Source organism: Gilliamella sp. B3172 (genome assembly GCF_026536465.1).
In the GTDB taxonomy this organism is placed as follows: Bacteria; Pseudomonadota; Gammaproteobacteria; order Enterobacterales; family Orbaceae; genus Gilliamella.
Window position 1 is genome coordinate 142399 of sequence record NZ_JAFNOA010000006.1, and the last position, 18352, is coordinate 160750.

Genomic DNA, 18352 nt, shown 5'->3' on the forward strand with positions numbered 1-18352 from the left:
CATGTTACAAAAATATTTATTTATCGATCGTGACGGAACCTTAATTACTGAACCGCCAATTGATTTTCAAGTTGATAGTTTCGAAAAACTAGCATTTGAACCGAATGTCATTCCGGCACTACTTAAATTACAAGCAGCGGGTTATAAGTTGGTCATGGTGACCAACCAAGACGGTCTGGGTACTGACAGTTACCCGCAAGCGAGTTTTGACGGTCCACACAATTTGATGATGCAAATTTTTGCATCTCAAGGGGTGAATTTTGAAGAAGTGTTAATCTGCCCACACTTTCCGCAAGATAATTGTCAATGTCGAAAACCTAAGATTGAATTAGTCTTACCTTACTTAACCAGTGGAAAGCTCGACAAAGCAAAAAGTTATGTAATTGGTGACAGGGTCACGGATATTCAACTTGCTGAAAATATGCAGATCAACGGATTACGTTATGACCCAATTACCCTTAACTGGAATGAAATAGCCCAACGATTAACCACCGCTGATCGCTATGCAAAAGTGCAACGTAATACTAAAGAGACCAAAATACTTGTTGAAGTTTGGCTAGACCGGCAAGGTGGTAGCCAAATCAATACCGGTATCGGCTTTTTTGACCATATGCTTGACCAAATTGCGACACACGGTGGTATTAAACTCAATATTCAAGTTGAAGGTGATTTACATGTTGATGATCATCACACGATTGAAGATACCGGTTTAGCTTTAGGTGAAGCCTTAAAATTGGCGCTAGGTGATAAACGAGGCATTACACGTTATGCTTCTGTCATCCCTATGGATGAGTGTTTAGCTACATGTGCAATGGATATATCTGGTCGTCCTTATCTGGTCTTTAAAGCGCAGTTTACCCATCAAAAAGTGGGCGATATGAGTACCCAAATGGTGGAACACTTTTTTTACTCAATCAGTTATGCAATGGGTATTACGCTCCATATTGAAACGCAAGGCGATAATGATCATCACAAAATTGAAAGCTTATTTAAAGCCTTTGCCAGAACGCTTAAGCAAGCAATTAAAATCGAAGGTGATAGACTACCTAGTTCAAAAGGAGTTTTGTAATGAATATCGTCATTTTAGATACGGGTTGTGCCAATCTGGCCTCAGTAAAATATGCGATTGAAAGGCTTGGCTATCAACCCATTATTAGCCTTGACCCCGATGTCGTTATCAACGCTGATAAGCTGTTTTTACCGGGCGTTGGCTCAGCTTCGGCGGCAATGGAAAAATTAAAACAACGCAATTTAATCGACCTTATTAAAGTCTGTACTCAGCCAGTGCTTGGTATCTGTCTTGGCATGCAACTGTTAGCTGAGTATAGTAGTGAAGGACATGTTCACACGTTAGGTATTATTGATGAAAAAGTAGCGAAAATTCCGGATACCGGATTACCGTTACCTCATATGGGGTGGAATCAAGTATACCCTAAAGCCGGTCATCATCTATTTAGAGATATTCCTGATGGTGCTTATTTTTACTTCGTACATGGATACGCCTTACCATTATGCTCATCAACTATCGCAGAAACCAATTACGGCGAAAGCTTTACAGCTGCCGTACAAAAAGACAACTTTTACGGTGTTCAGTTTCATCCCGAGCGTTCTGGCTCGGCCGGTGCAAAATTGCTGAAAAACTTTTTGGAGATGTAACAATGACGGCTAACCCAATTATCATTCCTGCGCTCGATTTAATTGACGGCTCAGTTGTTCGCTTGCATCAAGGCGACTATGAAAAAAAACGCGATTATGGTAACGATCCATTAACTCGCTTGCAAGCCTATGCCAATGAAGGCGCAAAGCTATTGCATCTGGTTGATTTAACCGGTGCCAAAGATCCTAAAGCCCGCCAAATATCACTAATAAAAACGCTGATTAATGGTGTACAAGTACCGGTACAAATTGGTGGCGGCATTCGTCATGAAGACGATGTTAAAGCCCTACTTGCCGCCGGTGCTAGTCGGGTTGTCATTGGCTCAACGGCAATTAAAGAGCCTTCATTGGTTAAGCAGTGGTTTAAAACTTATGGCGCCGATGCGTTAGTTTTGGCATTAGATGTCCGCATTGACCAACAAGGCAATAAATATGTTGCTATTCACGGCTGGCAAGAGGATTCTAAAAAGACGCTTGAGCAAGTGATTGAAGATTATCTCCCTTTTGGTCTTAAACATGTACTATGTACCGATATCTCTAAAGACGGTACACTCAGCGGGAGCAATATTGAATTATATCAACAAATCAGCCAACAATACCCTCAAATTGCTTTTCAAGCTTCCGGAGGCATCGGTCAATTAGCCGATGTGCAAGCTTTAAAAGACAGTGGCGTGGCCGGGGTCATTGTGGGACGAGCATTGCTCGAAGGTAAATTTACAGTTCAGGAGGCAATTTCATGCTGGCAAAAAGGATAATCCCTTGTTTAGATGTGCGTAACGGGCAAGTGGTTAAAGGCGTACAGTTTCGCAATCATGAGATTATAGGTGATATCGTACCACTGGCAAAAAGATATGCTCAAGAAGGTGCTGACGAACTGGTTTTTTATGATATTACTGCGTCATCAGACGGCCGGGTAGTAGATAAAAGCTGGGTTGCCAAAGTTGCCGAAGTGATTGATATCCCCTTTTGTGTCGCCGGCGGCATAAAAACAGTTGAAGATGCCGGGCAGATTTTGGCTTATGGCGCAGATAAAATTTCAATCAACTCGCCGGCATTAGCAAACCCAAAATTGATCACACAGTTGGCAGATTGTTATGGTGTGCAATGTATTGTTGTCGGCATCGATACTTGGTATGACAAACAGACAAATAACTATCACGTTTATCAATTTACCGGCGATGAAAAACGCACTGTGGCAACTAAGTGGAATACTATTGACTGGCTGCAAGAGGTACAACAGCGCGGCGCCGGTGAAATTGTTCTTAATATGATGAATCAAGACGGCGTTCGTCATGGTTATGATCTTGAGCAATTAAAAACCATGCGTGAAGTGTGCCACGTGCCGCTGATTGCCTCTGGCGGTGCAGGTGAGATGAAACATTTTTTAGAAGCATTTAAAGACGCTCATGTCGACGGTGCATTAGCCGCTTCAGTCTTTCATAAACAAATTATTAATATTGGCGAACTTAAACAATATTTAGCTAACCACGGAGTAGAGATACGATTATGCTAGTTTCAAATTCTAATGACCCATTTGATCCAAATCAGCTTGATTGGCAAAAAGTTGACAATTTAATGCCGGTTATTATTCAACACTATGTTTCAGGCGATGTATTGATGCTTGGTTACATGAATCAATCAGCACTTAGCCAAACGCTCGCTAGTGGTAAAGTCACCTTTTATTCACGCACTAAAGCCCGTTTATGGACAAAAGGCGAAACATCAGGGAATTTTTTAAATGTGGTCAGCATTTCAACCGATTGTGATAACGACACTTTGCTTATTTTAGTCGATCCGGTTGGCGCAACTTGCCATACCGGCTCAAATAGTTGCTTTGCCAACGCACAAACACAGTGGGGATTTTTATATCAGCTCGAACAGCTGATTGCTTCGCGCAAAAATGCCGATCCTAAGTCATCTTACACCGCTAAACTCTATCATGACGGTACGAAGCGTATTGCGCAGAAAGTGGGCGAAGAAGGAGTTGAAACAGCTCTTGCCGCCACGGTACGTGATACTTTTGAACTTAAAAATGAATCTGCCGATCTGATTTATCATCTGTTGGTGTTACTGCAAGATCAGAATCTATCTTTACAAGATGTGATTGAGATATTAAAAGCAAGACACAAATAGTTTTACTTAATCAAAGTGTGATCCGTTTCGCACTTTGATTTTTTACAAACCTCACTGGGCAAATCATTTAACGGATCGGCAGTTTTACCCCATTAAACATTGCCTGAACTTGAACATTATTTTCACACAAAATCAACTTATCAACCATCTGTTTATTTAAATGCGGCGAAAATTGACTGATAAACTCATACATATAATTACGTAAAAATAGTGAACGTGCAAAAGCGATATAAGTTGTGCTATAAGGAAAGATATGCCCGGCATTGAGCACAACAAAATCACTATCGGCTGATTCATTAACAGCCATTTTCGCCACTATCCCTACCCCAACCCCTAACTTAACATAGGTTTTAATCAAGTCAGCATCGGTAGTACTAAAGACAATATTGGGCAACTGATTGGCTTTGATAAAGGCTTGATTTAAGTCTGAACCGTCGTTAGAAAAATCGTAACTGACTAGCGGGTATTTCGATAACTCTTCAATGCTGATCAAACTGCTTTTTGCCAGCGGATGATCTTTCATCACAATTACCGCTTGATTCCAATGATAGCAAGGTAAGGCTATCATATCATCGTTAAGCTGTGCCAGATCGGTAATAATGGCAAAATCGGCTTGTCCACTTTGCGCCTGCAATAAGCATTGTGAAGATGAGCCCTGCTCCATGTGTAAAGTAATGCTTGGGTATTGTTTCATAAACTGTTGAATGACAACGGGCAAGGTATAACGGGCTTGAGTATAGGTGGTTGTGATTGTTAGCGTCCCTTGGTTTGGTTGGCTAAACTCTTTAGCGATAATTTTTATATCGTGTGATTTGTTTAAGATTTCCCGGGCTAAACTAACAATTTTTTCGCCGACCGGAGTGACTTCTGAAAGGTGTTTTCCCACTCGGGTAAAGATTTGAACACCTAATTCATCTTCAAGTAATTTAATCTGCTTGCTAATGCCAGGCTGTGAGGTATAAAGCTTTTCCGATGTTAACGATACATTGAGATCATTATTGACGACTTCAACAATATATCGTAGTTGTTGCAATTTCATGATAAAGGCTCCTTTAACTTTACCGGCTTTACTCTTTTTCGAAACAAGCAAAAAAGAGAACAACCATAAAGTTATTCCTTTTACACTTTAGCACAAACCTAAACTGCATTTTTATACTAAAACGTAGACAAAACCCGAAACAGTGTAATGACTGTTTCGGGCACTCTTAGCTATTTTTTACCGCTAATCCATTTGCCATCAACATATTGCATTACCCAGCCCGTCGATTTTCCGTTAACTTCAGAAGTCACATATTGTTGTTTGCTTTTTCGGCTAAAACGAACGATAGCAGGGTTACCGTCAGGATCTTTACTTGGTGCTTTAGTAAGATAGAGAAACTTTTCCGGTAAACGATCTTTAAATCGTTGCAATTCCTCGATCAATGGCGCACGTGTTTCTCTGGATTTAGGGAAATTATGGGCAGCTAAAAAGATCCCCGATGCACCGTCACGTAACACAAAATGCGCATCTGACTTAACGCATTTTAATTCAGGCAAATCAACAGGATCTTCTTTCGGTGGTGCCACATCACCATTTTTTAATATTTTACGGGTATTTTTACAATCCGGGTTAGTACATCCCATATATAACCCAAAACGACCCGATTTTAAGTGCATTTCAGAACCACATTTTTCACACTCAATAATCGGACCTTCGTAGCTTTTTACTTTAAAGTTACCTTTTTCAACAATAGAGCCATCACAAATTGGGTTGTTACCACAAATATGTAATTTACGCTCATTATCCAATAAGTAGCTATCCATTGCAGTGTGACATTTTGGGCATCGTTTACGTGCACGTAAAGCATCGGTTTCAGCCGTGTCGGCCTCTTCTAAGATGTTTAGCGTTTCGTGTTCAGGTATCAGGTTTATCGTTTGTTTGCAGCGCTCTTTAGGCGGTAAAGCATAACCCGAACAGGCTAAAAATACGCCCGTTCCCGCAGTTTTAATTCCCATTTCACGCCCACAATTTGGACATTTAATTTCAGGTGTTAAAACTAAAGGATTAAGTTGCATACCACCTTTATCTGGCGCTTGCTCTGCAACTTCTAAATGCTGACTAAAATCACTAAAGAACTGATCGAGCACTTCCCGCCACTCTTGTTTTTTGTGAGCAATCTCATCGAGCGCATGCTCCATACGGGCAGTAAAATCATAGCTCATTAAATCATTGAAGTTTTCATTCAATCGGTCAGTAACAATCTCACCAATCTTTTCAGCATAAAAACGGCGATTATCTAAACGAACATAACCCCTATCTTGAATAGTTGAAATGATCGTTGCATAAGTCGACGGCCGGCCAATCTCACGTTTTTCAAGCTCTTTAACCAATGACGCCTCGTTATAGCGTGCTGGCGGTTTAGTAAAGTGCTGATTTGGGTTTAGGCTGATTAAATCCAACTTATCATTAACCGCAACGGTCGGTAAGATTTTATCTTCACTGTTTTTGGTCAACTGTGGTTGTACTTTTGTCCAACCGTCAAACCGTAAAGTACGCCCTTTGGCTTTTAAAATAAAATCGCCAGATTTGACCGTAATAGTTGTCGAATTATATTCGGCTGATGTCATTTGACACGCCACAAATTGGCGCCAAATTAATTGATATAACTTACACGCATCTGCTTCAACATCACTGATATTGTCGGCCAAAATGGTGACATCAGAAGGACGAATAGCTTCATGGGCTTCTTGCGAGTTCTTTTTACTGGTGTAAACATTAGCCGTTTTAGGTAAGTACTTATCACCAAAATGCTGTCCAATATAATCTCGCACCATGGTTAACGCATCTTGACTTAGATTGGTCGAATCGGTACGCATATAGGTAATATAACCGGCTTCGTAAAGGCGCTGTGCCAACATCATCGTCTTTTTAACGCCAAAACCTAAACGGGTGCTAGCAGCTTGCTGCAATGTCGAGGTTATAAAAGGGGCTGTTGGATTACTTTTGGTCGGCTTTTGCTCAATATTTGTTACATGATACTGACTATTATTAAGCTCAGCTAATGCCATATCAATGGCAACTTTATCTTTAGGCTCAAATGCTTCATCTTTGTAATGCGTCACTTGTAGCGTTAATGGCTCTTGTTTGGCAGTACTTAAGTCGGCATAGAGATCCCAATACTCTTCAGGAATAAATGCATGAATTTCACGCTCACGCTCAACCACAAGGCGAACAGCAACAGACTGAACACGACCAGCCGATAGCCCCCTTGCGACTTTTTTCCAAAGTAGTGGTGATAACATAAAGCCCACCACACGGTCCATAAATCGGCGTGCTTGTTGAGCATTGACCCGATCCATATCAATCATCGCTGGATGATTAAAGGCATTTTTTATAGCGGTTTTGGTGATCTCATTAAATACCACCCGACGATATTTGCTATCATCGCCACCTATCACATCTTTAAGATGCCAAGCAATGGCTTCCCCTTCTCTATCCAAGTCGGTTGCCAGATAGATCATATCGGCATCTTTGGCTAATTTTTTAAGTTCGGCAACCACACGTTCTTTGCCGGGTAAGATCTCATAGTGTGCTTTCCAACCGTTATAAGGATCAACACTCATGCGATCTACTAGCGCCTGTTTTTCAGAACGCTTAACTTTTTTCTCTGTTTTATCTTTGGCGGTTTTTTCTGTGCGCTGGCTACTGCCACTTACCGGAAGATCTCGAATGTGCCCCACGCTTGATTTAACCACGAAATCTTTGCCAAGATATTTATTTATCGTTTTTGCTTTGGCTGGTGATTCCACAATAACAAGGGATTTTCCCATAATTAAACCTATATTATCCTGTTGTTTACGTTATTTACTCTCAACTTCGTTAAGAAGAAGCGAAAGTAAATCATCTTTAATTGTCGATACTTTATTGACGTATTGCTCTTTTTGCTCAGCATCTTCAATCAGTTGTGTAATTGTTTGTGACAACGTGCAACCTCGGCGCTTAGCTAAACTTGCCAATCGTTGCCAGACTAGAAACTCTAAATCAATTGATTTTTTTCGGGTGTTTTGTTGTTCAGCATTAAAATGTCGTTTACGTCTTGCCCGAATGGTTTGCTTCATGCGATTGTCTAAATCGGGATTTAAATGCGCTTTTATCCAATCAACGACACGTGTTGGATTATGCTCTAATAACAGTAATTCATTGACGGCATGATTTGCAGCGCTTTTTTCTAAATAACGCGTAATAGCTTCGCCTTCTAAATGCCTTTTTACTAGATAGTGCCACTTCCAACCACATTCAAGGTTTTCTAATTGCTGATATTTCATAGGTTCACCTTGTGACGCTGTAACTATTTCGCCTATTTGTAGCATAAACTTAAAACACAATAAAGAAAATTATTGCATTTGACAAATTTTTTATAAATCTGCTATCGTTCACCTTTCACTTTGTTCTTCATTTAAGGAATCGCAAATAATGGCTAAAGCCGATGTTATTTATATTAATGGTTACATTTATACCGCAGATAGACAAGATACTGTCTGTGAAGCTATAGCAATTAAAAATGGTTATATCATTGCCACTGGTAGCACGCAAGAGATAAATAACAGTCATTATGTAGATAATCATACTACAGTTTACGATCTGCACGGCAAAACAATGATGCCAGGCATTATTGATTCACATTTGCACACCTTCTGGGGTGGTATGCAACTGTCATCTTGCAATCTCAACTATCAAAGTTTAACGGTCGAACAAACGCTAGCCATTATTCAAGATTATTTAGATAAAGATAAAACTAATCATGATTCACACTGGCTACAAGTTCGTGGTTGGTTAAGACAAGAAGTCCTGCCGATTGGTACTGACATCACTCGTTTTGACCTTGATAAGCTAAATACCAAGCGCCCGGTTATTTTGTTTTCTAATGACTGTCATACTTTGGTTGCTAACACAACGGCTTTGGAGAAATTCGGCATCGATAAAAATACCCCGGAACCGACTGACGGTAAAATCGGTCGCACCGATGACGGTGAACCGAATGGCATTTTAGAAGATGCGCCGGCCATGCGTGCTTTTGATAGTATTTCGAAACTGACCGAAGAACAAGCCGCACATATTGCTAAATTAGCACAAGCGGAATTAAACAAACAAGGGGTAACAGCGGTTATGGATGCTCGGATAACCGAAACCCAAGCCGATGCCTTTTTAAAGCTACAACAGCAAGATCAACTTACTATACGCTTATTTGGCGCACGTGAGTTACCGCCGGATGATGTCACCTCAATCGAAGCTATACCGGCTTTACTGGAAAAAGTTAAACAGTTTGCCAGCCGTTACGACGATAAAAACTGGCAACCTAAGCCCGGTATTAAAATTTCACATACTAAACTGTTTGTTGACGGGGTAATGCAAGCGCCATTAATGACAGCAAGACTGTTGCAACCTTATCAACTTGAGCATGAAAAAGATCGTTATGGTGATTTATACTACTCAACTGAGATGCTAAATGCTTTAATTTTAGAGTCATCTCGTGCCGGTTTTCATCCACATATGCATACAGTTGGCGAAGGTGCCATTGAAGTGGTGCTTGATGCCATCGAAAAAATGCGCCAAGCATTACCCGATGCCGATATCCGCCCTAGCACGGCACATAATGAACTCAGTGCAGCACATCAATATGCTAGATATAAGCAATTAAATGCTTGTGTCGTGTTTTCATTCCAATGGGCTGGCTGTAGCGATGCCATGGTTGAACAATATCAAACACTATTTGGCGAAAAGCGCTATAACGGTTTAGAATCCCACGGGCAATATATTGATGCAGGCGTCAACTGCGCCTTTGGTAGCGATTGGCCAATCGATCCATTAAATGAGTGGTATGATTTTCAAGTAGCCATGACCCGACAAATTGATGCACAGCATCCACGATTAAACAGTGACCGTAATTTAACCGCTACCGAAGTTTTACGCTGTGCAACCATTGGTGCCGCTTATGTGCTCAAACAAGACGAGTATATTGGCTCAATTGAAAAAGGTAAATTTGCTGATTTGATTATTTTAGATCGCAATCCATTTACCATTCCGGCAACCGATATGCAAAATGTCAAAGTGTTAACCACAATTATCGGTGGTAAAACAGTTTATCAGCAAGATTAAAGTAAAAAAGCGTTTTTATTACTATAAAAATTTAAGTTGACTATCTCCAATCGTGTGGCGAGATAGTCAATTTGAGCTGATAATGCAGCCTCAACTAGATAGTATTACACCGTCAGCATTGACGGTGTAATATCATTGATTACTGATCTTCAATGACCTCTTCAGTCTGATCGGCATTTTTTCGGGTAAAGTGTAAAATGGCAGCAATAATAAAAGCGCCAATAAACATATCGATCACATACCAAACTGCACCTTTCGTTACGCCTCCTAAAGCAACTAGTCCACCAAATGCTACCAGCGAATCGATACCATTAATCATACCTAACATACCGGCAATGGCTGTACCAACCACAATAGCAATAATCACTCGTTTAGGATCTTTGGCGGCAAAAGGGATTGCACCTTCGGTAATGCCAGCCAGTGACAGAAAGAAAGCTGTGATACCAAACTCTTTTTCTTCTTTGGTATATTTAGCTCGAGACACAATTAACGAAGACAACGCTAACCCTAATGGCGGAATGGCACAGCACATACGAAATACGCCATTAGGACCATATACCCCTTCTGCCATTGCGGCTAACGTAAAGGCCGTGGCGGCTTTACTACAAGGTCCACCCATATCTAATGCCGCTAATATGCCAATACCGATACCTAAAAATGCCGCGTTGACTTCTGACATACCTTTTAGTGTTTCCACCATGGCTTTGACAAACCAATCAAGTGGATAAGATAAGCCATAGATATAGATCGGAGCCATAACCAATAATGTCACCGTTGGAATAATCATAACAGGCATTACTGAGGCAATAACCGGATGAACTTTAACCGTTTTAAACCACTTAACAAAATAGCCGATTAAAATACCAAAAATCATTGCACCAATAAAACCAGTGCTGACTTGATTAACACCAATAGGATTATTAACCACATACCCCATAATAAACGCCGGTGCGAGCGCAGCATTACCGCCAATAGAATAAGCCATATAAGCGGCCAAAACCGGCACCATCATCGCAAAGCCATAAAAAGCGACTTGCTGAAGATCGGCAAAGAATTGATTACGAGGCAATATGGTATCGTTAGTCACCTCACCTGTCATTAACACTATGGAAAAGAGTATGCCTGAGGCAATAATAACCGGCAGAAATTTACTGATACCGGTATTAAGTGCTCTTAAAATCTCTTTGCCAATGCTGTCTTTAACCACGTGAGTTGCAATCTTATCGGCATTATCAAAAATGTTAACGGTGTTTTTCACCGCTTCGCCGGTGCTCACTTTAATGATATTGTTAAATGGCTCTAATCTATCTGCATTTTCAATTGAAATATCCGTTGCTAATAAAATCACATCAGCACTTTTTAAATCTTGTTCCGTCAAAGCATTATCAATGCCTGCTGCACCTTGCGTTTCTACTTTACAATCCCAGCCACGTTTTTTGGCTTCATTTTCAATCTTCCCTTTAGCAATATAAGTATGTGCCATACCGGCTGTACAAGCACAAATTGCGACGATCTTTTTGCTTTTCACTGACGCTTTATTCATACAAACCTCGAATCTTATCGGCAAGTAGTTGGGTATTACAATTGAGTAAATCTTGGACAAATTCATCATTTGCCAAATTGGAGGCTAATTTGGCAATAATGGTGAGATGTTCTTGATTAGCGTGTTGCGGAGCACCAATCATAATAACTAATTTGACTTTGTTATCATTATTCCAAACTACCCCTTTAAGATATCGACCAATGACAATAAACGGTGTTTTGACCGCTCCACTTTTAGCATGAGGCAAGGCAATATCTGTCAGTACATCTGTTTCCATTTCTTGCTCATGAGTGATGACATCCTGAAAAAACTGCGTGATATCCGTTAAATACGCTTTACTACTTTCTGCCATTAATTGGATCACTAATGATTTATCTTGAGCAATATCATCAGTTAATTCGACAGGAATAACAGGAATTGAAGCCATAAATAAATCCTCTTAATTATTATTCTGTATAAAATTTCAATAAAATAAACATATACAAAACAAATATATAACGATTCTTTTTTATTGACACTCAATTTTTGGCTTAAATAATTAGACTTTGATCACAAATCTGAAAGATTTAAAATTTATCAATTTGAAAATAAGCATTGCGTTTATTAGCAAATTCTCACACCGAATAAAACTCGTCGCTAAGCATTATCAGCTGAGGAGCAACCCAATCCGCTTGCTTCAATTTGTTATCAGCATAATAACGATTCTTAAACGTTTAACAGAAAAAACTTCAGGTATATTAAGCTTTGTATCTTAACGCTGATGAAGCAAAAATTTTAATAGGTGAGAAGCAAGCTAGTAAGAAACAAGCTTGAAATACTGACAGTTAGAGATCAATACAATAATTTCAAGTTTCTTAAGGAAGGTCTGTTTTTTATTTAGATATAAACTTTAAAATCAACTTATTTTAAAAAACATTAACTTGTTGACTGATTGAATGTTTACCTTATACTAGGCGCAATTGTTTACCGGCAGTACAAAAATGTTCAACTCCTCAAATCTTCTCAATTGTGTACTCTTTCCAATCGTTAAGCCTAATTATTCAAAATTAAATCGCCAATTAGAAAATAAAGTGATTGTCATTACCGGCGCTAGCTATGGAATTGGTGAAAGTCTGGTTAATCTTTTAGCTACTATTCAATGTCATCTTATTTTAGTTGCTAGAACACATGATAAATTGATAAATATACAGCAGTCATTAGCTCACAAAAAAGCTAAGATTGATATATTTTCGGTTGATTTGCGCGAATCGGAACAATTGGATAATTTAATGACTAATTTACAGCGATACTCTGTTGATATCTTAATCAATAATGCTGGCAAATCAATTTGTCGGCCAATACTGCAATCATTATCACGTATGCATGATTTTGATAGAACGATGAAGTTAAATTATTATGCACCGGTCAAACTCTGCTTGACGTTAATTCCCCATTTACAGCGTAATCAAGGGCAAATTATTAATGTTTCCGCCATAAACGTACTTTTAGCCCCAACGGCTAATTGGGCTGCTTATCAAGCCTCAAAAACGGCCTTTGACCAATGGTTAAACTGTGCAAGGCCAGAATTGGAAAATCAGAAAATCAAGGTTTCAACAGCTTATTTACCTCTTGTTAAAACACGAATGCTTGAACCTACTAAGATTTATAAGAGATTTCCTGCCTTACAAGCTGATGAAGCTGCAACCATAATTTGCCGTTTATTACAAACAAAAAAACATCAATATAAACCATGGTGGGCCATTATTGTTCAACTTGCCTCATTATTTTTTAATAATATTTGGGTTAAATTGAACCGTTATTTTTTGAAGAAAAAGCTATGATAAAACTTATTAAAGCGCTATATAAAAAGAAATTATTAACTTTATTAGGCATTTGGCACTTATTAAATAGCATTCATATTGTTGGTATCAATTTAATGGCGTTGCTTTATGTTCGTCAAAAACTTTCTCCTAACCAAATTGCTATCGATGAGAACGGCACTGGCACCGATTATCGTACCCTTTTTAACCAATCTCAGCACCTTGCCAAACAATTAGCAATTAATTTTAAAATAAAGCGTCATCAAAAAGTCGCTATTATAGCGCACAACCACCTACTCTTAGTTCACACTTTATATGCTATGACAAGATTAGGCGTTGATGTTTATCTTATCAATACTGAACTGTCGACAAATCAACTTAAGTCCATTCACGAAAATGTCGGTTTTGACTGGATAATTCACGACCCAGAAATAGCGTGTTTATCAAATGTAAAAAGCTTACCCATTTATCATGAAAGCCTTATGTCAATTCACTCTCTATTAGTTTCAACCTCGACAATTGATGTAAAAATTAAAACGACCCACTTCTCAAAAATTACTGTTTTAACGAGTGGCACAACAGGCCGTTTTAAATTAGCAGCACGCGATAGTAAGGCACAAAATTTTATTAGTCCATTTTGTCAACTACTGGTGAAACTAAATCTTTTCCGTTATCAAAAAATCTATATTGCAACGCCTATTTATCATGGGTTTGGCATGGCAAGTTTATGTATCGCTGTGTTATTAGGTGCAACAATGTTTTTAACAAAAAAATTTGATAGTCAAAAAGCATGTGGGTTAATTGCGAGTAACCAAATAGAGGTGGTCACACTTGTTCCTTTAATGTTAAATAGGATGTTGAAATGCTCTAAACATCAACTCACTAGTTTAAAATGTATTATTACCGGAGGAGCGCCAATTACAGCAATATTAGTTGATCAAGTCATTACTACGCTTGGAAAGATATTATTCAATTTGTATGGCACATCAGAAGCAGGTATTTGCATGATTGCCTCGCCCGATGATCTCTCTATTAAGCCAGAAACCATTGGTAAACCGCTGAGAGGATTATCAACTAAATTACTGAAGCAAAACAATGAATCACAAAAACACCATGAGCTGTTTATTAAATGTGCTTGGTCAACTGTAGGCAACCATTGGGTTTCAACAGGAGATTTAGTCTATCAAGATGCTGACGGTTATTACTTTTTATCAGGTCGAGTTGATGATATGATTGTTTCAGGTGGTGAAAATGTTTATCCATATGAACTTGAACACTGCTTATCAACTCATCCGGAAATTAATGATGTAACAGTGATAAGTGTGCCGGATGAAGAATTCGGGCAAAGATTGGTCGCCTTTATTGTTTTAAATCCTAATACCGAACAATCCGAAACTAAAATACAGGATTGGCTTAAATCAAAAATAGCCCGTTATCAGATGCCAAAAAAAATCATTTTTATCGACGAACTACCGATGACAAGCATTGGAAAAATAGACCGTAAAAAATTACAACAGCTGTTTTTCACTCATTTAAGTAATGTATAACATTTAGTTAGCAATAAATGAACTGTTGTCCATTATTATATTCTAATAAAAAATTTTCTTAGAAAGGTATTATGAATTTGTAGGCGGCGCTATTTAGCCTCTACTTTAGGTTACTCTTCTTGAAAAATAAGCCTGAAAAGTTGACTGGTTTATTTCTAGTTTTCAGTATTTATTTATGGTTAACGTCCTAAAAAAATATCTATACTGGATCTAGAACTCTCATCTTTAATTTGTTTCTTCTTTTCTATTAAATAGTTATTTGCTTTGATATATATATCTTTATCGCATTCAATGTTTAAGATTAATTTATTATTACTCTTATTTATGATGAGAAAATGATTATCCTTATAATCAAAAATAATATTTTCTACCGATGTAGCGCCTTTATTAAAATTAGATAAATTATAATAATATCTGAAAGTTACATATTGTTTTGAGATATGAATATAACCATACTCTTTTTCATCAACTTTAGCAAAAATTTTTAATCTTAAAGAATCCTCATCTTCAATTTTATCATATTGATAGGATTTTATATAAAACTTAGGGCTAGTAAATGAGCACGTAAATAACAAAGATATTATTAAAAAAGTGATTACTGAAATTACCTTAAAGATTTTCATTTCATTATACCTGCTGCTTGAGATGCACTATACATAGAACTTGCACATTGTCTTTTGAGCAAATTATACCCTTTTGTTACATTTACAACATCATAATTATCAACATACTTTTTTAAAATTAGACATTTGCATATCATCTACATCAAAACTTGTTCCTTTGGGACTAGCGAATGAGAAAAACAAAACTTGAATTAAAAGAAAAATTTTTCCATTATGCCTATACATCTATTTTTAAATTGAAATCTTTTTGTGCTATGAAGATAGTTTCTTTGAAACCAACGTCTTTAGATGTTCCAACCATAACTTTCTTTATTATCTTTTTCAACTCACCAATACCCATACCTAATCTAATTAATATATCCATCGCTTTTCTAGATATTAAAAGACCGTCCCCGAAGGGATTTACGAGAGTATTATAATTATGCGTATAAGCATAAACTTTGGGTAGCTTCCTTTTAGTTCTATGGGATCTTGGCTTATATTGGTTCCGGTATTACTGTCGTAATATCGGAACCGATTAGATAAGCTGAAGCGTTGAAACTTTAAACGGATTATGCATTACCATTCTAACACGAGCTGTTTTACTCAGTCCGTCAGTTTAGAAAACAGTGTTGACGAGATATCAACACCATAGATCTCCTTATATAGAAATAATATTTATCTCATTCCTTTAAGAAGGATTACATAACTTTCTTTAAATTTTTGCTCACAAGCTTGATCAAAATATTTTTTAGCGAACTCGCTATTTTCTACACTGTCATCTTTACAATACATAACACCTTAATTATGCGTTGCTTCAGTAACACCCTGATCGGCTGCTTTTTTATACCAATATAGCGCTTTTTCTTTATCGACTTCGATACCATCCCCGTTGTCATACATAAGTGCTAAATCATATTGTGCATCACCATGCCCTTGTTCAGCGGCTTTTGTGTACCAATATAATGCTTTTCTTTTATCAACCTTGACACCACCACCATGAGCATACATCCTTGCCAAATAATATTGCGCTTCAACAAGCTCTTCTTCCACTCCTTGAGCTTGAGAATACCAATATAACGCTTTTTCCTGATTGGCTTCGACACCCTCACCTTGGTCATACCTATATGCTAACTCTAATTGCGCAGAAATATTCCCTTCTTCCGCTGCTTTGGTATACCAATATAGGGCTTTTTCTTTATTGATTACGACATCTACACCTTGCTCATACATACTAGCTAAGTCATATTCTCCAGTATCAAGTCCTTCTTCCATCATTGCTTCAACTTGAGAGTACCAATATGCTGCTTTTTCTTTATTGACTTCGACACCATCTCCTTGGTCATACATATAGGCTAACTCTAATTGCGCATATTCATGCCCCTGTTCCGCTGCTTGAGTGTACAAATCGAGCGCTTTTTCTTTATCGACTTCGACACCATCTCCTACTTCATACATACGTGCTAAATTATATTGCGCCTCACTAAGCCCCTGTTCCATTGCTTTAGTAAACCAATATGCTGCGTTTTCTTTATTTTTTTCGACACCGTCACCTCTGTAATAAACAAGCCCTAAATCATTTTCCGCCTTATCAAACCCCTGTTCTGCTGCTTGATTGAGCCAATATAGCGATTTTTCTTTATTGACTTCGACACCATCTCCTACTTCATACATACGTGCTAAATTATATTGCGCCTCAGGAAATCCTTGTTCTGCTGCTTTTGTGTACCAATACAATGCTTTCCCGATATCAACTTTGACCCCATTACCTACGGCATATCTCCTTGCCAAATCATATTGCCCGTAAACAAACCCATTTTCTTCTTGAGCTTGAGCGTACCAATATGCTGCTTTTTCTTTATTGACTTCGACACCCTCACCTTGGTCATACATATATGCTAACTCTAATTGCGCAGAAATATTCCCTTCTTCCGCTGCTTTTGTATACCAATATAATGCTTTCCTTTTATCAACGTTGACATAATAACCTTCGGCATACATGCGTGCCAAATCTAATTGCTCTTGATCAACCCTATATTCCTCTCTTTCTTCTTGTGCTTGAGCTTGGGAGTACCAATATCGTGCTTTTTCTTTATTGACTTCAACACCCTCACCTTGGTCATACCTATATGCTAACTCTAATTGAGCAGAAATAATCCCTTTTTTCGCTACTTTGGTATACCAATATAGCGCTTTTTCTTTATTGACTTCGACACCCTCACCTTGGTCATACCTATATGCTAACTCTAATTGCGCATAAATATTCCCTTCTTGCGCTGCTTGAGTGTACAAATAGAGCGCTTTTTCTTTATCGACTTCGACACCGTCTCCTACTTCATACATACGTGCTAAATTATATTGCGCCTCACTAAGCCCCTGTTCCATTGCTTTAGTAAACCAATATAGCGCTTTTTCTGAATTTTTTTCGACTCCGTCACCTCTGTAATAAACAAGTCCTAAATCATTTTCCGCCTTATCAAACCCCTGTTCTGCTGCTTGAGTGAGCCAATATAGCGATTTTTCTTTATTGACTTCAATACCTTTATCGTCAACATACATAAGTGCTAACTTATATTGCGCCTTTAGAAATCCTTGTTCCGCTGCTTTTGTGAACCAATAGAGTGCTTTTTCTTTATCTATGCCGATACCGTGCCCCCTGATATACAAATGTGCTAAATCATATTGCGCCTTAACAAGTCCTTGTTTCGCTGCTTTTTTGTACCAAAAGAGTGCTTTTTCTGCATTTCTGTGACCTACACGTCCGTCATATATATGTGCTAAATTATACTGAGCATCTTTATCTCCCTGCACAGCCTCAGTGTTACAAGCAATAAAAGCTTGATCAAAAGCTTTTTGTTCAAAATAGGTCGCGCAATTATTAGCGTAAGCCGTCGTCGATAATAATGCTGTTAATACAACAAATAGTACTTTTTTCA

General features: G+C 38.2%; 16 protein-coding genes. 8 read left to right on the forward strand and 8 right to left on the reverse strand.

Annotated elements, in window-relative coordinates; all coding sequences use genetic code 11:
- Position 1 precedes the first annotated feature (1 nt).
- Genes hisB through hisIE form a run of 5 tightly spaced genes read left to right on the forward strand, consistent with a single transcriptional unit; the run spans position 2 to position 3789 of the window.
- Complete coding sequence (gene hisB / locus J3U37_RS08310; RefSeq protein WP_220219502.1) at positions 2 to 1069, forward strand: bifunctional histidinol-phosphatase/imidazoleglycerol-phosphate dehydratase HisB; 1068 nt, start codon at positions 2 to 4, stop codon at positions 1067 to 1069.
- Positions 1069 to 1656 carry an imidazole glycerol phosphate synthase subunit HisH gene (gene hisH / locus J3U37_RS08315; protein ID WP_220219501.1) on the forward strand — a complete coding sequence of 196 codons (588 nt, stop codon included), beginning with the start codon at positions 1069 to 1071 and terminating at the stop codon, positions 1654 to 1656. The genes hisB and hisH overlap by 1 nt, the downstream gene beginning before the upstream one ends.
- 17 nt (positions 1657 to 1673) lie before the next feature.
- Positions 1674 to 2411: a 1-(5-phosphoribosyl)-5-[(5-phosphoribosylamino)methylideneamino]imidazole-4-carboxamide isomerase gene (hisA, locus tag J3U37_RS08320; RefSeq protein WP_366518662.1), complete on the forward strand. Its 738-nt coding sequence runs from the start codon at positions 1674 to 1676 to the stop codon at positions 2409 to 2411.
- The gene (hisF, locus tag J3U37_RS08325) at positions 2393 to 3169 is read left to right on the forward strand and encodes an imidazole glycerol phosphate synthase subunit HisF (RefSeq protein ID WP_220219499.1); all 777 of its coding nucleotides are present in this window, start codon (positions 2393 to 2395) and stop codon (positions 3167 to 3169) included. Before hisA ends, hisF begins: the two co-directional genes overlap by 19 nt.
- On the forward strand, positions 3163 to 3789 hold the full coding sequence (gene hisIE / locus J3U37_RS08330; RefSeq protein ID WP_220219498.1) for a bifunctional phosphoribosyl-AMP cyclohydrolase/phosphoribosyl-ATP diphosphatase HisIE: 627 nt from the start codon (positions 3163 to 3165) through the stop codon (positions 3787 to 3789). The genes hisF and hisIE overlap by 7 nt, the downstream gene beginning before the upstream one ends.
- Before the next feature lie 67 nt (positions 3790 to 3856).
- Here hisIE and cysB read toward each other — a convergent pair whose 3' ends face one another.
- The 3 genes from cysB to matP form a co-directional block, all read right to left on the reverse strand.
- Positions 3857 to 4828 (reverse strand): HTH-type transcriptional regulator CysB, encoded by a 972-nt coding sequence (gene cysB, locus J3U37_RS08335; protein ID WP_267374291.1) that lies wholly within the window; start codon positions 4826 to 4828, stop codon positions 3857 to 3859.
- Positions 4829 to 4998: 170 nt separating this feature from the next.
- Positions 4999 to 7599 carry a type I DNA topoisomerase gene (topA, locus tag J3U37_RS08340; RefSeq protein WP_220219496.1) on the reverse strand — a complete coding sequence of 867 codons (2601 nt, stop codon included), beginning with the start codon at positions 7597 to 7599 and terminating at the stop codon, positions 4999 to 5001.
- Between the two features lie 30 nt (positions 7600 to 7629).
- Positions 7630 to 8094 carry a macrodomain Ter protein MatP gene (gene matP, locus J3U37_RS08345; protein ID WP_220219495.1) on the reverse strand — a complete coding sequence of 155 codons (465 nt, stop codon included), beginning with the start codon at positions 8092 to 8094 and terminating at the stop codon, positions 7630 to 7632.
- 148 nt (positions 8095 to 8242) lie between these two features.
- Between matP and J3U37_RS08350 the strand changes: the two genes are divergently transcribed.
- Complete coding sequence (locus tag J3U37_RS08350; RefSeq protein ID WP_220219494.1) at positions 8243 to 9925, forward strand: amidohydrolase; 1683 nt, start codon at positions 8243 to 8245, stop codon at positions 9923 to 9925.
- 139 nt (positions 9926 to 10064) lie between these two features.
- Here J3U37_RS08350 and J3U37_RS08355 read toward each other — a convergent pair whose 3' ends face one another.
- Together J3U37_RS08355 and J3U37_RS08360 are read right to left on the reverse strand one after the other, a co-directional pair.
- Positions 10065 to 11468 carry a PTS fructose transporter subunit IIC gene (locus J3U37_RS08355; protein WP_267374294.1) on the reverse strand — a complete coding sequence of 468 codons (1404 nt, stop codon included), beginning with the start codon at positions 11466 to 11468 and terminating at the stop codon, positions 10065 to 10067.
- The gene (locus J3U37_RS08360; protein ID WP_267374297.1) at positions 11461 to 11895 is read right to left on the reverse strand and encodes a PTS sugar transporter subunit IIA; all 435 of its coding nucleotides are present in this window, start codon (positions 11893 to 11895) and stop codon (positions 11461 to 11463) included. The genes J3U37_RS08355 and J3U37_RS08360 overlap by 8 nt, the downstream gene beginning before the upstream one ends.
- 553 nt (positions 11896 to 12448) lie before the next feature.
- On the opposite strand from J3U37_RS08360, the gene J3U37_RS08365 reads away from it, so the two are divergent.
- Together J3U37_RS08365 and J3U37_RS08370 are read left to right on the forward strand one after the other, a co-directional pair.
- Positions 12449 to 13288 (forward strand): SDR family NAD(P)-dependent oxidoreductase, encoded by an 840-nt coding sequence (locus J3U37_RS08365; protein ID WP_267374299.1) that lies wholly within the window; start codon positions 12449 to 12451, stop codon positions 13286 to 13288.
- A complete protein-coding gene (locus tag J3U37_RS08370; protein ID WP_267374301.1) occupies positions 13285 to 14814 on the forward strand; it encodes an AMP-binding protein in 1530 nt (509 codons plus the stop codon). Before J3U37_RS08365 ends, J3U37_RS08370 begins: the two co-directional genes overlap by 4 nt.
- Before the next feature lie 179 nt (positions 14815 to 14993).
- Here the strand turns inward: J3U37_RS08370 and J3U37_RS08375 are convergent, their stop codons facing one another.
- The 3 genes from J3U37_RS08375 to J3U37_RS08385 all read right to left on the reverse strand — a co-directional run.
- Entirely contained in the window at positions 14994 to 15437 is a 444-nt protein-coding gene (locus tag J3U37_RS08375; protein WP_267374303.1) for a hypothetical protein, read from the reverse strand.
- 217 nt (positions 15438 to 15654) lie between these two features.
- Positions 15655 to 15801, reverse strand: coding sequence for a hypothetical protein (locus J3U37_RS08380; protein WP_267329394.1), 147 nt, complete (start codon positions 15799 to 15801; stop codon positions 15655 to 15657).
- Between the two features lie 416 nt (positions 15802 to 16217).
- The coding region (locus tag J3U37_RS08385) for an SEL1-like repeat protein (protein ID WP_267374305.1) at positions 16218 to 18352 on the reverse strand (2135 nt) is incomplete at its 5' end.

Excerpts from the sequence above, each read along its gene's own strand:
- hisB (WP_220219502.1), top strand. The coding sequence starts at position 2 with ATGTTACAAAAATATTTATTTATCGATCGTGACGGAACCTTAATTACT.
- hisH (WP_220219501.1), top strand. The coding sequence starts at position 1,069 with ATGAATATCGTCATTTTAGATACGGGTTGTGCCAATCTGGCCTCAGTA.
- hisF (WP_220219499.1), top strand. The coding sequence starts at position 2,393 with ATGCTGGCAAAAAGGATAATCCCTTGTTTAGATGTGCGTAACGGGCAA.
- hisIE (WP_220219498.1), top strand. The coding sequence starts at position 3,163 with ATGCTAGTTTCAAATTCTAATGACCCATTTGATCCAAATCAGCTTGAT.
- cysB (WP_267374291.1), bottom strand. The coding sequence starts at position 4,828 with ATGAAATTGCAACAACTACGATATATTGTTGAAGTCGTCAATAATGAT.
- topA (WP_220219496.1), bottom strand. The coding sequence starts at position 7,599 with ATGGGAAAATCCCTTGTTATTGTGGAATCACCAGCCAAAGCAAAAACG.
- matP (WP_220219495.1), bottom strand. The coding sequence starts at position 8,094 with ATGAAATATCAGCAATTAGAAAACCTTGAATGTGGTTGGAAGTGGCAC.
- J3U37_RS08350 (WP_220219494.1), top strand. The coding sequence starts at position 8,243 with ATGGCTAAAGCCGATGTTATTTATATTAATGGTTACATTTATACCGCA.
- J3U37_RS08355 (WP_267374294.1), bottom strand. The coding sequence starts at position 11,468 with ATGAATAAAGCGTCAGTGAAAAGCAAAAAGATCGTCGCAATTTGTGCT.
- J3U37_RS08360 (WP_267374297.1), bottom strand. The coding sequence starts at position 11,895 with ATGGCTTCAATTCCTGTTATTCCTGTCGAATTAACTGATGATATTGCT.
- J3U37_RS08365 (WP_267374299.1), top strand. The coding sequence starts at position 12,449 with ATGTTCAACTCCTCAAATCTTCTCAATTGTGTACTCTTTCCAATCGTT.
- J3U37_RS08370 (WP_267374301.1), top strand. The coding sequence starts at position 13,285 with ATGATAAAACTTATTAAAGCGCTATATAAAAAGAAATTATTAACTTTA.
- J3U37_RS08375 (WP_267374303.1), bottom strand. The coding sequence starts at position 15,437 with ATGAAAATCTTTAAGGTAATTTCAGTAATCACTTTTTTAATAATATCT.
- J3U37_RS08380 (WP_267329394.1), bottom strand. The coding sequence starts at position 15,801 with ATGGATATATTAATTAGATTAGGTATGGGTATTGGTGAGTTGAAAAAG.